Source organism: Cyanobium sp. NS01 (assembly GCF_014280235.1).
Classification (GTDB): Bacteria; Cyanobacteriota; Cyanobacteriia; order PCC-6307; family Cyanobiaceae; genus NIES-981.
This window is the reverse complement of record NZ_CP047940.1, coordinates 2630863-2645163: the sequence shown is the minus strand read 5'-3', so window position 1 is coordinate 2645163 and position 14301 is coordinate 2630863. Positions and strand designations below refer to the sequence as shown.

At 65.5% G+C, this 14301-nt stretch carries 13 protein-coding genes; 7 read left to right on the top strand and 6 right to left on the bottom strand.

Annotated features, from left to right (window positions below; all coding sequences use genetic code 11):
• Positions 1–28 precede the first annotated feature (28 nt).
• Genes CyaNS01_RS13790 through CyaNS01_RS13765 form a run of 6 tightly spaced genes read right to left on the bottom strand, consistent with a single transcriptional unit; the run spans position 29 to position 6565 of the window.
• Positions 29–742: a macro domain-containing protein gene (locus CyaNS01_RS13790; RefSeq protein ID WP_186697690.1), complete on the bottom strand. Its 714-nt coding sequence runs from the start codon at positions 740–742 to the stop codon at positions 29–31.
• Positions 739–1359, bottom strand: a complete 621-nt coding sequence (locus CyaNS01_RS13785; RefSeq protein WP_186697688.1) for a DUF4433 domain-containing protein — start codon at positions 1357–1359, stop codon at positions 739–741. Before CyaNS01_RS13785 ends, CyaNS01_RS13790 begins: the two co-directional genes overlap by 4 nt.
• A gap of 33 nt (positions 1360–1392) precedes the next feature.
• The gene (locus CyaNS01_RS13780) at positions 1393–2109 is read right to left on the bottom strand and encodes a hypothetical protein (RefSeq protein WP_186697686.1); all 717 of its coding nucleotides are present in this window, start codon (positions 2107–2109) and stop codon (positions 1393–1395) included.
• The gene (locus CyaNS01_RS13775; RefSeq protein ID WP_186697684.1) at positions 2102–4234 is read right to left on the bottom strand and encodes a CHAT domain-containing protein; all 2133 of its coding nucleotides are present in this window, start codon (positions 4232–4234) and stop codon (positions 2102–2104) included. The genes CyaNS01_RS13780 and CyaNS01_RS13775 overlap by 8 nt, the downstream gene beginning before the upstream one ends.
• A 1-nt stretch (position 4235) precedes the next feature.
• Entirely contained in the window at positions 4236–5288 is a 1053-nt protein-coding gene (locus CyaNS01_RS13770) for a hypothetical protein (RefSeq protein ID WP_186697683.1), read from the bottom strand.
• The gene (locus tag CyaNS01_RS13765) at positions 5285–6565 is read right to left on the bottom strand and encodes a hypothetical protein (protein WP_186697681.1); all 1281 of its coding nucleotides are present in this window, start codon (positions 6563–6565) and stop codon (positions 5285–5287) included. Before CyaNS01_RS13765 ends, CyaNS01_RS13770 begins: the two co-directional genes overlap by 4 nt.
• Positions 6566–6694: 129 nt before the next feature.
• Here CyaNS01_RS13765 and CyaNS01_RS14685 point away from each other — a divergent pair, with 129 nt between their 5' ends.
• From CyaNS01_RS14685 to CyaNS01_RS13730, 7 genes are all read left to right on the top strand, one after another.
• Entirely contained in the window at positions 6695–10003 is a 3309-nt protein-coding gene (locus CyaNS01_RS14685) for a CHAT domain-containing protein (RefSeq protein WP_186697679.1), read from the top strand.
• A gap of 79 nt (positions 10004–10082) precedes the next feature.
• A complete protein-coding gene (locus tag CyaNS01_RS13755; protein ID WP_186697677.1) occupies positions 10083–10349 on the top strand; it encodes a hypothetical protein in 267 nt (88 codons plus the stop codon).
• 162 nt (positions 10350–10511) lie between these two features.
• Positions 10512–10769 carry a hypothetical protein gene (locus CyaNS01_RS13750; protein WP_186697675.1) on the top strand — a complete coding sequence of 86 codons (258 nt, stop codon included), beginning with the start codon at positions 10512–10514 and terminating at the stop codon, positions 10767–10769.
• Between the two features lie 7 nt (positions 10770–10776).
• Positions 10777–11502, top strand: a complete 726-nt coding sequence (locus tag CyaNS01_RS13745) for a hypothetical protein (protein ID WP_186697673.1) — start codon at positions 10777–10779, stop codon at positions 11500–11502.
• A gap of 11 nt (positions 11503–11513) precedes the next feature.
• Positions 11514–12272, top strand: a complete 759-nt coding sequence (locus CyaNS01_RS13740) for a hypothetical protein (RefSeq protein ID WP_186697671.1) — start codon at positions 11514–11516, stop codon at positions 12270–12272.
• A gap of 108 nt (positions 12273–12380) precedes the next feature.
• Complete coding sequence (locus CyaNS01_RS13735) at positions 12381–12791, top strand: hypothetical protein (protein WP_186697670.1); 411 nt, start codon at positions 12381–12383, stop codon at positions 12789–12791.
• A gap of 10 nt (positions 12792–12801) precedes the next feature.
• Entirely contained in the window at positions 12802–13674 is an 873-nt protein-coding gene (locus CyaNS01_RS13730) for a hypothetical protein (RefSeq protein ID WP_186697668.1), read from the top strand.
• Positions 13675–14301 lie beyond the last annotated feature (627 nt).

The window sequence follows — 14301 nt, the reverse complement described above, 5'->3', positions numbered from 1 at the left end:
CCTGTCGTTCCAGCGGCCACGCGGTGATTCACCCCTGCGGTGTGGCGGTAGTGGCTGAGAGCAGCGAAAGCTGGTTCAGATCACCGAGATGGAGGTAGTGCTGAAACAGTCGGGCATAGCTCTGCTTGCCCACACCGGTGATGGTTGCGAGCTGGCGGAACCGCGGCGGGATCGGCGCTGTCAGCAGGGCACGTCGCACGGCCCCCTTGAGGAAGGGAGGCAGCTCACCGCTTTGCTGATCTCTGCAGAAGGCATCGAGCATCACGGCCTCCAGGCCCTCGGCCGGAGCGGTGTCGCCGCAGAGGTAGACGGTGAGGTGGGGCAGATCGGCGAAATGCCGCTCGATCAGAGGGCGTACCTGCTGCCAGTCGAGGCCACCCTTGTCGCAGCCGAGGCGCGGCAGGGCTAGGGAGTGGATCGGCGGTTTGGCCTGGCGGTAGTGGCTGGCGATGTAGGCCAGGCCCTGGTCGATCCAGGTGAGACGGGAGGGAAAGCGCCAGGCACTCTTGGTGGGGAAATTGAGCACGGCCCTGTAAGGGCTGGAGCCCACAGAAAAGAGGTAGGGCCGGCCGATCTGCACGGCTTTCTGCTGGCAGCGGCGTTGGTAGTCGGCCTCAAGGTCGGGATGGCGCAGGGCCATCTCCAGGGCGAGGCCCGCCCCCATCACCCCCTGGCAGTTCACCGTGTTGGTGATCACCTCTGCCGGGCTGTTGAAGACGCTCTGAGCCAGCTCGTGGATCATGAGAAGAAGAACCTCCTGTCCTGATCGACAGCCAGCGGTGGGAGATCAACCTGAGCCAGCTTGGCGTGAATGGTCCAGAGCGCAGTAGGGGCCTTGAGCCAGATCTTGCTGATGTGGCGGCTGGAGAGGCTGCCGCTCACCATCACCTCAGCCATCTTGCGGCGCTTGGCGGCTTTGGCGTCGGGCTGTTCCATCCAGTTCCTGCAGCGGATGGCATCCCAATCGAGGGCCTCCCAGCCCTCTGGATCGTCGGCATGGAAGAGGTGGCTGGCGGGGCTCGAGGCGATGCCGTCAGCCAGCAGGCTGTCGCGCCAGTCGGCGGCCGTGCCGCTGACTTCCAGGATGGTGAGGCCGTCGGGGTCGCCGTGTTCGCCAAGAGCCTTCTCCAGGCGGTAGAGCATGGCGTTGCGCGGCTCGATGAACAGGGGCACGTAGTCGTGCAGATCGAGGGCACCGCCATCGAGATCACGGCAACTTCGCCGGCTCTGACACTCGGGATCTGAGAGGTCGAGGTAGGGGAGATGCAAGGTCTCGATCCGGTTACGGCAGAGCAGGCCGCGGCGAAGGATGCCGGGGATGTTGTCGCGATGGGTGATGTGGAACAGGTTGGGGATCATGGACAGAGGCCAGGGACTCTGTCCCCCCTGTCGTTAGGGCCCCGCCAGATTGATTCCACAGCCCTGGGCGATCACTTCCTGGCGGAGCTTGTCGACAGCTGGGGAAGATTGCTGGAGCGGCGCAAACAGCAGCTCCGAGGCCAGGGCCGAACGGCCTGTTTGAGCGTTGGCCTCGATCAGCGCCAGCCGGGAGCTACCGCTGCCCAGCAGGGTTGCAGCCCGTTGCTGATCGGCTGAGCCTGCAGCAACCAGCTGGATGGTGGCGAAATCGGCCCCCGCTGCGCCTCGAGGCCTGAGCCGCAACAGCAGCGACTCCCCGGGCTGCAGGGGCTCCAGGGGCCAGGTGATCGGTCCCTCGATGGGTTTGGTGGAGGAGGCCAACTGCTGCCAGAGGATGCGCCCATCCCGCTCCAGGCGCACTTCGTTGAGGGGCCCGGCGGCCAGCAGGGTGGGGCTGGCCAGCGCCACAGTTGCCGTCGCTGGGGCTGTGGCGCTGGCATCGCCTGGTTGGAAGCGGGGGGTGATCAGGCAGATCTCTGGGCCTGAACCGCTGCGGCTGCCACCGACGGCCTGGCGGGGGTTGTAGCCGATCAGATCGCGCAACCGCTGCAGCAGGGATTGTTGTTGTGCAGGTGCTGCGGCACCCCCCAGAGCAGCGCCACTGGTGAGGCTGAGCAGCAGCGCGGCGGCCAGGTGTGCAGCAATCCGGCGGCGTCTCCGGGGAGGGCGACAGATGGGGATCTCAGTCACGGCGTAACAGGGATGTGGTGGAGAGGGCAGCCAGCGGAAGAACGATGGGCACCAGCAGCAGCTGGGCCGTGCCGAGCTGGAGGTTGAGCGGCAGGCTGATCAGAGCGAAAACGATCAGCCAGGGCCATCGCCGTCGCCGTCGCGACTGGGCGGCAGCGAGCAGCACGCCCAGCCCTGCCGCCAGGGCCGTGACAGCGGGCAGCGAGAGGGGCTTGAGCCAGTGCCGCATCGCCAGGCTCTGGGCAAGCACCGCCTGCACCAGGGCTCCGGGGATGGCATCGCTGGAGCCGCCCCATTGGGGCAAGACGGAGCGGATTGCCCCCGGTGCCGAGAAGAGATCGTGCTGGTCGGCATCGATCGTGCCGTCGGTGCCCACCACCAGCGCCTCGGCGCGGAGTGAGGGGAGCTCATCCACCGTGATGACGCGGATCAGTGGCTGCCAGTCGATCGACCAGTCGATCACCACGTCGGCGGGTAGGCGCGGATCAGCAACACCGGACAGGGCGGCAGCGAAGTTGCGGCGGTCCACCGGCCAGAGCAGGCGCAAGGGCAGTGGTTGCAGCGGCCCGCTGCCGGCTGGGGTGCCGACGCCGAGATCCCTGGCTTCCAGCCCCGCCTGGCGCAGGATCTGCAGGGGCTTGGAGTTGAGCCCCGCACCCCTGGCACCGGCGCCGGGCCCCAGCCAGCCGGCCACCACCTGGGCGCGCTGCTGGCGTTGGATCACCGCCGCCAGCTCCGCGGTGTGGGCTGCCGGCTGATCGAGCACCACATCGAGGCCCACCACCGGCACGGTGGTCACCGGCGTGCGCTCCAGCACCTCGGCCAGGGCGAGCCGTGCCACCCGTCCCGGGGTGGCTTCGACCCCCAGGGCGGGATAGCTGCGGTGCTCATCGAGCAGCAGCACTGGAAGCGCCGGCCGGGTGGGGCCGCCCTGGCCGGTGGCCTGGCGCCAGAGGCGCTGCACGTAGAGGCGGCGATCGAGCAGGTAAGTGCTGATGGGGTTGGCGGGCAGCAGCTCGGCCGCAGATCCCAGGCTGATCAGCACTGCTGCGGCGATGGCCTGGGCGGGGGTGCTGGCGGCGAGGCGCAGGCGGAACTGGCGGCGGCGGCTGAGGGGCAGCTGCAGGGGCTCGGCACTACCGCTGCCCATGGCGCTGAGCAGCAGGTGGCAACCCGCCGGGCCGCTCTCCGCCAGGGTGAGGCGAACCTGCTGGAGAGCCTCGGCAAAGCCCAGACCCTGTTCCATCTCTTCCAGCAGGCGGGAGAAGGCCAGGGAGGCGGCCTGGGTGGGAACGGCCTCGCGGAAACACAGGGCCCAGGGGATGCCGGCACTGGTGCAGCAGCGGGCCAGATCCATCCCCGAGCAGCTGTTCAGCAGCACCAGGGAGAGGCCGTGGGCCCCGGCGTCTTGGAACTCCTGGGCGAGGTCGCGGCCGCCGAGCCAGCTGCCATCGCCCAGTTGCAGGCGACCACCGCCCTCGGGATCCCCGGCGGAGTGGCCCAGGAAGACGAGCCCATCCCAACCCTGGGGATCACGCAGGGCCTGGCGCAGGCCCTTGAGGCAGGACCGGCCAGCCCTCAGGCTCACCAGCTCGATGCGCCCCTGGCGCTGGAGCCTCTCCAGCACAGCGATGTCGGCGCTGAGGTCGAGATCGAGTTCCTGCCCCACCAGCAACAGCAGGCGTGGGCAGCGGGCGCCCCGTCGCCGGCTGGGTGCGGCGGCCTTGGGCCCAGGACCATCGAGGCGCCAGATCGGCCGCTCCAGAGCCAGGGCTTCCCAGGGCAGGCGTTCGATCAGGGGGAGGGGGCCGTTGCAGCGCAGCCGCAACGGCAGCCCCGGCAGTTGGGCCAGGGTGCGGCGCAGCGGTTCCCAGTCGCTCTGCTGCAGCCAGGCGGTCATCGCTGCGCTCAAGCGGCTGCCGTAGTCGTGCACCACGGCGGCCGGCACGGCTGGGCAGGCGGGGTCATGGTGGGCCAGGAAGCGCCGCAACCAGGCCTGATGGTGCTGGCTCAGCTCCTGGGGAATCTGTACGGAGAAGGCCTCTGTGCCGGCAGGGCTGATCAGGAACACGCTCAGCTGGTCGGCGCGATCGGTTGCCTGCAGGGTGAGGTCAAGGGTGTGCATCTCAGCTGAAGGGCAGCTGCAAGGGCGGCAGCACTAGGGGGCTGCCGCCAGGTGGGGTGAGGCTCACTTCGATCAGCTCATCTGCCGCGGGCAACTCCAGCTCCAGCAGGGTGCTGGTGGAGGAGCTGACGCTCTGGCGGCGGCTGCCCTGGATGGCGCTGAGCACGAGGCCATCGGGCAACAGATCGCCCTGCAGTTCTCCCACCAGCCGCAGGGACAGCCGTTCGGCATTGAGTTCTGCGCCAATGGCCGGTTCACCGGTGGGGATCAGCAGCAGCTGGAAGCGCTCGATGCAACGCCTGGCGGGGTCGCCGGTCACGAGGTCTCCAGCACCGGTGAGCCCGAGCGGGATGGAGAGGATCGCCAGGGCACGCTCGGCCCTGGTCTCCGGTGCAAGGGCAACACCACGGAAGGCCCCGGCTGTGGCGGGGATCAGGTTGGCGCCGAGCTCATCCAGCGCCGGGGGCAGCAGGCCCAGCAGCCAGTCGAGGACGCTCACGGCCCCAGCACTTGCAGCGACTGGACGCAAGGACTGGCGTGGGATGGCCGCCGGATCCAGCAACTGCACGAGGGTGAACAGCCGCTCGATGCCACCACGCAGCGTCTCGATCGGCAACACCAGGGGTTCGGAGGCGTTTGCCGCACGCCCCACGGCCGCCACCACCTCGGCCGCGGTAAGCACTCCGGGGAACTGCACCACTGCGCTCTCAGCGTCGACGGCCGCCACGAGCAGCAACTGGGGTGCCGTTTCCCCCCGCTGCCAGGGCCCAGGAAGCACGTTGACCTCGTCGCTCAACAGGCCCGTGGTGGCGAGCTGCACGGAGAAGTGGTTCAGGGCCAGCAGCCGCTCAGGGTCTTCTGGATCCAGTTCGGGCCCAAGAGGTAGGCGCAGCTCACGATCAGCCATCGCCTGACGCAAGGCCGCCAGAGCCAGCTGCCGTTGCTGTCGTTCGGGCTGATCAGCAGTCTCCGTCCATCGCTGCCGCGGCAACACGATGGCGTCATCGGGGATGGCAAAGGCCTCGAGCGGCTCAAGCGGCGGTAGGGAGGTCATGGCGGAGGGAGGTGCTGATTCACCCAGCGGCGTAGCGGGGGGGCGTCTCCCTCTCGTTCCGGGCTGAGCAGGTGATTCCGCAGGGCCTCCACCATCCGCTCGGCGCCTTCTGGAGAACGGGCCACCTCGCAGAACAGAGGCTGGCGACTGAGTTCAGCGGCGGCGTGCCGGGCCACGCTGCTGGCGTGCTGCTCGGGCCTGAGTTTCTTGCTCACGGTGCCGCGGGCACAGCCGCAGTGCTGGGCCAGGGGAGTGTTGGTGAGGCCCTCGCCGTAGCCCTGCCAGAGGCAATGCAGTTGGGGATCGCTGGCGGCGGGCGCCAGAACGGCCGGCATCACAGCCGCCAGGGCTCGCTGCAGGGCGGCCTCGATCAGGGCGAGCTGCTCGGCTGGGGATGCGGAGTCGACCTCGATCACCTCGGCGAGGGTGTTGGGGTCGGCCACCTCGTAGGCCGCCTCGCCGTCGTCCTGCTGCTGCCGAGCACGTTGCCACTGGTTGGAGAGCACCAGCCGCACGGCCCTGTCCATGGCAAGCAGCTGGTCACGGGTGGTGTTCGGCGCCTGGTCGGGAGCGATCAAGCTCAGGAACGCATCCGATGGCACCCAGCCAGAAGCGCGGCGGGTCTGTTGCAGGTGTTCGGCTTTGGCCTGGGGGTAGTGGTTGCGGTAGGCGGCATGGAGCTCGACGGCGCGATCCACCGTGAGCGATCCCGCTCCGAACACCTCCAGCGATTCGCGAATGCGGCGGGCGCTGCTGTCAGCCAGCAGGGCCCACTCAGAGATGAGCAGCAGGCCGTGGTCGCGCAGGTGGGCCTTGAGCCCGTTGTGGGATTGGAGCTTGAGCCTTGCCCAATGGGGGAGGCCAGCGCCGTGGCCGAGCTCGTAGCTGCAGACCACCTGGGCGGTGAACGGCGCGATCGATGCCGTGGGCAGGCTGCGGAGCTGGAGGTAGCTGAGCTGCTGGCCGGCGTCGTCCAGGGCATAGCTGGCCAGGGCGAGCAGGTCGAGGCCGTAGTGACTGCCGTACTGGCGGTGGATGCCGAGCAGCTTCTGCTCGAGGGGATGGCTCACGTGGCAGCGCAGGCACGCGAAGGCACCGGAATCGTCCTGCTGGCAGGCCACGAGCAGCAGCCGATCCTGGGACGGGCAGGGGTCCTGCAGCCCATGGCGCAGGGCGGCCTCCACGGCCACCGCCGGCTGCCGAGTGCCGATCGTCAGACCTGGGCGGGCCTGGCTGCTTGCAGTTAGGGCTCTGAGCTCCTGGTAGCTGCTGCTCACGGGGCTGGCAGAGGATCCTTCCAGGATGGCTGGAATCCCAGGCTGTGCAGAGCTACCTCTTCAGATGTAAAGCGGGATGGGCAGAAGCCCTTGCTCTGCATAGGGTGATGGTGAGAAGCCCCTGTAAGCATGGGTAGCAATTATCGGACTTTGCTAGGGAAGCGGCTGCTGAAGCCAACCGCAGCCGTACTTGTGTCAGGGCTGTTGCCGTTGGTCTATCCCGATGCAGTGTTCGGGGAGAGCAATAGCCTGCTTCGCTTGGCTCAAGCTGGGATTTCTCATGAGGGAAAGCCTGGGGAAGCAGGTCAAGGCCTACTCTCTAATGATCAGGTCAAAAGGCTGCTGGAGGAGGCAGGGGGGCTAACAAAGGCAGGCCGTTACGCAGACGCAGCACGAATCCAAGAGCGGCTTCTCTTGGACGTAGAGCTGAAGTTTGGAGGTAATCATCAATACACTGCAAATGTCCTGAACAACCTGGCTCTGCTCTACGTAAATCAGGCTGAGTACAGCAAGGCAGAACCGCTGTATGAGCGAGCGCTGGCAATCTGGGAAAAGCGCCTGGGCCCGGAGCACCCAACAACCGCCATAGGCCTGAATAACCTGGCTGGGCTCTACGAGGATCAGGGCTATTACAGCAAGGCAGAACCGCTGTATGTAAGGGCTTTGTCGATTAAGGAGAAGAGCCTGGGCCCGGAGCACCCAGATACTGCCCTAGGCCTGAATAACCTGGCCCTGCTCTACAGCAACCAGGGTGAGTACAGCAAGGCAGAGACGCTGTATGAGCGAGCGCTGGCAATCTGGGAGAAGAGCCTGGGTTCGGAGCACCCAGATGTCGCCACTAGTCTGAATAACCTGGCTGGGCTCTACAACAATCAGGGTGAGTACAGCAAGGCGAGACCGCTGTATGAGAGAGCCCTAGCGATCAGCGAGAAGATCCTGGGGCGGGAGCACCCAGATACCGCCACCAAACTGAATAACCTGGCCCTGCTCTACAGCAACCAGGGTGAGTACAGCAAGGCAGAGACGCTGTATGAGCGAGCGCTGGCAATCTGGGAGAAGAGCCTGGGTTCGGAGCACCCAGATGTCGCCACTAGTCTGAATAACCTGGCTGGGCTCTACAACAATCAGGGTGAGTACAGCAAGGCGAGACCGCTGTATGAGAGAGCCCTGTCGATCAGGGAGAAGAGCTTGGGTCCTGATCATCCAGATACCGCCAATAGCCTGAATGGCCTAGCGTCGCTCTTCAGGGCCCAGGGTCAGTACGGCAAGGCAGAGCCGCTGCTTGAGAGAGCCCTGTCGATCAGCGAGAAGATCCTTGGCCTGGAGCACCCAGATACCGCCACCATCGTAAATAACCTGGCTGTCCTGTACAACGACCAAGGTGATTACAGCAAGGCGAGACCGCTGCTTGAGAGAGCCCTGTCGATCAGCGAGAAGATCCTTGGCCCGGAGCACCCAGATGTCGCCACCAGTCTGAATACCCTGGCTTCTTTATACAGTAACCAGGATCAGTACAGCAGTTCAATGGCTCTATTTCAGAGAGCCCTGTCGATTCGGGAGAAGAGCCTAGGCCCGGAACACCCAGATGTCGCTGTTAGTCTGAATAACCTGGCGGCGCTCTACCAAAATCAGGGACAGTACAGCAAGGCAGTGCCGCTGTATGAGAGAACGCTGGCAATCTTGGAGAAGAGCCTGGGCCCGGAACACCCAGTTGTCGCTGTTAGTCTGAATAACCTGGCGGCGCTCTACGTCGACAAGGGTGATTTAGCTGCGGCTATGGATTCAATGAATCATGGACTCAAGTCTCAAAGAGACTGGTTAATCCGGGAGGTTCCAGCACAATCTCAAGGTCAGAGACAGGTAATGGTCCTTTCCCAGGGATTTGCCTGGGAGATCCCTTTTGGCGTGGCCGATAAGGCTCCATCCGGAGTAAACTTAGCACTCTCAACTAGATTGAATCGCCACGGCCTACTCCTAGACATCCAGCAGCGCCAAGCTTTGCTTTCCAGATCCTCTGGTCCACAGCAGAGCTTGGCCGCCCGGCTCACAGCTCTGAATCGCAGGCTCAGCGGCATCCAGCTCAGCCCCCAGCAGCGAGAGGTGCTCCGTCAGCAAAGAGATGATTTGGAGAAAAAGCTCTATCGAGAGCTCCCTTCTCTTGAAATCCCTGAGCTTTCATCAAGCCAGGTGGCTGCTGCCTTACCAGCCGACGGGGTGCTGATTGAGTTCCAACGCTACCGGCCGTGGCTGAGCAATCCCAAGCCCCAGGCGCAATGGGGTGCACCGCGCTATCTGGCTCTGGTGCTCAAGCCTGATGGTTCGGTCCAGTCCGTACAGTTGGGAGAAGCTGTCCCGATTGATCAGGCCATTGCCAAGGCTCTCTCGGTTTCTTACCAGGACCAATCGGATGCTCCGCAGCTGTTGGGAGATGTCTCGAGGCTGGTTCTTGATCCACTCAAACCACTTCTCGCCGGCAGCCGCCAGTGGTTCCTCTCACCCGATGCCCAGTTGCACCGGGTGCCTTTTGCGGCGCTTCCTTCTCCAGTCAATGATGGCCAGGCTCTCGGCAGCAGCGTGCAGCTCCGGCTGATCACCACTGGCCGGGATCTGGTTCGCTTCCAGCAGCCTGGCCCTGCTGGCAAGCAGTCGTTGGTGATTGCCAATCCCAACTACAGCCGGGGCAGCCGAGCCGAGGCACCGGTGCTGGCCTCAGCCCAGCCCCAACAACGCTCAGGCGATCTAGCCAGCAAGACATGGGCATCGCTGCCGGCTACGGCCACAGAAGGCGATCAGATCGCCTCCCTGCTGGGTACCCGCGCCGTGACTGACGATGCCGCCACGGTGTCCGTGCTCGAGCGCAGCATCGGCCCACGGGTGCTGCACATCGCCTCCCATGGCTTCTTTGTGGCTGATCAAGACATCCCGTCACAAGATCCCGTGAGAGCAAGTCTTGCTTCGGGCCCAGTGGCCAAGGCTTCTCAAGGAGAAGATCCCCTGCTGCGCAGCGGCATCGTGCTGGCAGGAGCCAACAACCCTGGCCCTGATGCTCAGGACGACGGGCTGCTCACGGCCCTGGAAGCCACCGCCCTGCAACTGGATGGCACAGAACTCGTGGTGCTCTCGGCCTGCTCTACAGGTGAGGGTGAGCTGCGCACTGGTGAAGGCCTCTATGGCCTGCAGCGGGCTCTCACCGTGGCCGGTGCCCGCTCCACCCTGCTGTCGCTGTGGAAGGTGGACGATGCGGCCACAGCCGAGTTCATGGGCCGTTTCTACGGCAAGCTCAAGAACGGTGAGGGCCGCAGTGAGGCGCTGGCTGCTGTTCAGGCTGAGTTTCGGAACGGCGCAGTGCGATCTCCCTCTGGAGAAGACTGGACCAGGCCCTATTACTGGGCGGCCTGGCAACTGGTGGGTGACTGGCGACCGATCCAGGGCCTCTGAAGGCCCCAGGAATCAGCCCCGATCCACCGGAACGAGGGGAGGGCATCGCAGGGACACAGCCCTGCACCGCCCCTCGATCATGCGCACCCTTCTCGCCTCCCTGCTGCTTGTCGCCCCTTTGGGCCTGGTGGCCCCCACCCCCGCCCAGGCTCAGATGTGGAACTCCACCTACCAGCAGTACGGCGGCAACGGCTACGGCCAGGTCACAGGTCCCGGTGGCTACCGGGGCACCTATCAACGCCAGCAGATCGGCAACTTCGGGTTCTCGAACTACAGCGACAACTACGGCCGCACCAGCTGCACGTCCCAGCGGATCGGCAGCTCCAGCTTCGTGAACTGCCGCTGAAGGAAGACAGGTCGCTCCGTTGGCTCCTCTCCTGCCGCCCCACGGGCGGCTTTTTCGTGGGCTGTCGCTTCTGGCCGGGCCTTGGAATCAGCTCGTTGCTGGCGGAACGAGGGGTGGACGTATCCATTCAGCCCGGCCCCATCGGGTGCGGAGAACCAGGCCATGACCATTCCCAAGACCACCACGAAGAAGCCCATTGAAATCGTGGGGATCTACAGGGCCGCTCGAGATTGTTTCGAGGCGGTGCCGGCCTCGGTGACGATGCCCGCCGCCGGCCTCGCCAACGCCATCACCGGCATCGAGGCCTACCGCCACATTCCCTTCCAGGATCTGCCCAGCCACCTGGTGGAGCAGCTCCGCAGCGACGGCATGCGCGGATGGAGCCCGCCGCAGCCTGGCAGAAGCCCAGGAGCTGTTTGAGCAGCGGGTGCCTGCAGAAGCCCAGGGCTCGATCGAGGGCATCGAGGCCGTCGTCGCGGACCCCAGCATCGATGCGATGCACATCGAGCCCCATGCCCAGGGCGGCAGTGCCGATGCCAGCAACATCGTCTACGGCCCCGAATCACTCAATTCCCGCATCGGCGATCGCGTCATGAGCGAGGCCGAGATCATCGAAGCTGAGGCCTACACCCTGGAAGTGGCCGAGCAGGCCACCCCCGGTGTCACCGGTGATCTGGCCGAGGTGGCTGGGGACACGATCGAAGTCGGTGCTCTCGGTGGCGTGATGGGCGGCGGTATCGCCGTGGCCCATCGCATCGCCCAGGCGCAGGGCTTCCGCGATGCCGGCCGGCACGACCTGGCTGAGCAGGCCGAGGCGCTGGTGCTGCAGGACGCCGGCAAAGGTGCCATGAACGGTGCCATGCGCGGTACCGCTGTGGCTGTGACCCAGGCGGTGCTCGGTGCCAACCCGCTCACCGCTGGCATTGGCCTGGTGGCCCCCGATGCTGTGATGCTGCTCACCCAGAAGGATCAGCTCACGGAGGCTGAATACGGCAAGAAGAGTCTGGAGGTGGTGGGCAAGGGGGCCTTGGCCACCGCCCTCGTGTGCGCAGGCCCGATCGGCTGGCTGGGGCTGGCGGGACTCTCGATCGCCGCGGCCTACGGCCAGGCCAATCAGCAGGCCGGTGGCAAGGCCGCTCGGCGTCTCGCCTGATGGGCCTCACCATGCGCACCACCCCTTTGGCGCTGGCGGCCCTGATGGTCTGGCAGGTGCCGGCCCTGTCATCCAGCTACGACGCTCTCTGTGGCGCCACGCCCTGCACGATCAGCCTTGATGCCAAGGGTCTGAGCAGTCCTGCCGGCTTCCTGCCCATCAACCGCATCGCCCAGTGGTTCACCGGTGGCCAGGAGGATTACAACGTGGGCAGCGGCACGGCCGGCGCCCTCGGCGGCGCTACCGCCGGGGCGCTCGGTGGAGCGCTGTTGCTTGGGCCGATCGGCTTGCTTGGTGGTCTGATCGGCGGCGGCATCGCCGGCTCCAAGGCCGGCAAGACCGCCGATCTGTTTTTCAACGTGGTGGGGTACGACGAGGCGGGCCAGAAAGTCACCGTGAGCTTCCGCTTCGTGAACCCCAAGCCAGCCAATCAGCTGAAGCTGGAGTTGCCGATGTTCACTGGCCTGGCCATGGGTCAGACCCGCTCGCTCGAGGCCCTGCGTCAGGCCTTGGACGATCCGTCGGCCAATACCGGCTTGCCGGATCGTCTCCCCACGGGAGGGGCCCTTGCCCCCACCGCCGCCCCGGCAAAGAAGCCCCTGCCGGATTCCCTGGAGCCCTCTGCACCGCCTATTTCTCCTGGCGCTGCCCGGGCTGGTGCCGAGGCGGAATGGGAGGCCTATCTGCGAGCGAGGGGGCTCGAGAACTGGGCTGAGGCCAACCCTGTGCTCGCCGATCAATTGCGCGACCGGATGTTTCCGCAGCCCTGAGGGCTGATGGCCTCTGCCGTAGTGCGGGAATCACCCGGCAGAGGTTGGAACGAGAGGACCCTGCAGGCAACCCTCGTGGTGGCCTGCCCTCCCCCATTCACAGGAACCATGACCATCTTTGGAGAAGCATCCGGCTCCATCTGGCAGAACTGGCTGCGGGACCACGGCGAGTGGATCAACGAATCCAGCGATGCCTTTGAGGCCATCAGCAAGGTTCTCTGGACCCCTTTCGGGGCCGCTTCCACGGGCTTCGCTGCCTATGTCGATGAGTTCGAGCGCCATCCAGAAGGCACCTTCGCCAAGACCGCTGGTGTGGCCCTCTCGGCAGTGATCCCGGGCGCCGGCGCCCTTGCGGTGGCCGCCGACGCTGCCGCCGTCGCTGGCGGCCATGTCATCGGCGGTGACATCAACCGCCACCAGGACGGCCAGGCCGCTGATCGACGCCTCCTGCAGCAGAGCAAGGCAGCTGTTCAGCAGAACGCCAGCGGCCGCAACGAACTCGATTCCCTTTACGGCTGAGGTCTTCGCCATGTCCCGTTCCACCTATCCCCTCATCACCCCTCCCCAGGGGAACCACGGCTCGATCGACTGGGTGATGGAGAACCCGCTGATCGCCAACGCCGTGAACCGGCAGCCCGATCTCGGTGTTCAGTTTCTCGGGGCCTTCGCCACCAGTGCCCTGCTGGGAGGCCTGGGGGAACTGTTTGAGCAGGCCGAGCTGGTCCATTTCGACCTCAGCGCTCTGACGGGCGCCACGGGTGGCCAGATCGCCGAGGCGCTCAACGTCGCCAACGGCTGGGATCCGGCCCGCACATTCGCGGCCTCGAGCCAGCGGCTGTTCACCCCGGAGAACCAGCACACGGCCCAGGGCCGCACCGTGCCCAACTTCAGCCAGGCCCTCGCCGAAACCCTGGCCCAGCTGCTCGGGCCCCAGAGCCGCGTCTACCGCGAGGTGATGTTCCATGGCACCAAAGCCCATGCCGACTGGGTGCGGCGGGGCAGTGATCCGGCCTATGCCTCCGGCTTCGACATCGTGGTGGTGGCCGGCAGTGCCAGCCAGATCCTGGCCATCGAGATCGATGAGCCCTGCGACATCCGCAACCAGCAGAGCTTCCATGCCTCCCCGGCCCAGAAGCGCAAGGACGACGCGAAGGACGCCGACGCTGCCCGGCTCGGCATCCCCGTCCTGCGGCTCAGCGAAGCACAGGTCTGGCGCCACACCCCGGCTTGCCTGGGGCTGGCCCTGCGGCTGCTGGATGTGTTCACTCCGCTTGATTTCACCAGCGAGGTGTACCGCAGGCTCGATTACCGGGCCGTTCCGCCCCAGCCGCGATTCACGGCGGCGAACGTGCAGGATCGCCGGGCTCCGCACGGATGGGCTCCGGCTCTGGCTTTCGGCTGAAGGCCTCAATCCAGGCAGTCGCTGGCAGCGTCCAACCTTGTGGTTCCGGATGCTTCCTTCCGGGGCGTTCACTTGTGTTGGGGCTTGAGGATGTTCCTAGGGCGGGTTGATGCCAACCCTTGAACGCGACTGCTGCAACAAGGGTTGTCTCAACAGGCGCGCCGGGGCCTCGCGCGTAAGGAATAAATGATCAGGCGGATTTGGGCGCGATTCGCTGAGTCCCATTGCAGGGGAGCCGGAGTAAAGCGCCGGCGAAAAGGGGGCACAAGGGCGCGATTCGCCAAAACCACAAGGCGCGCAATGGATTTGCGGGGTGCGTGCCCAGTGGCAATCGAGGTCTGTTGTGGGCGCGATCCCCTGAGAGCTGCCGCTGGGACAGGGATTCTCAGGGGCTGTCGCAGGATGAGACGATCATCGACGGCGATCGGCGGGCCGAAATCTGGAGCAAACCCGCACAGGGCCAGGGCTTGCGGGAATGGAGTTGGGTATGCCAACCTGGGTGCAAGGTCTGCCCGATGGTCTTAGAGAAAAATGGGAGGGGGGAAATTGTATTTATTTCTGAGAGCTAAAATCCCATAAACAAACAGCCCGTAGCCGTGTACGACTGCCGGGTCTGCTGCGGGATTC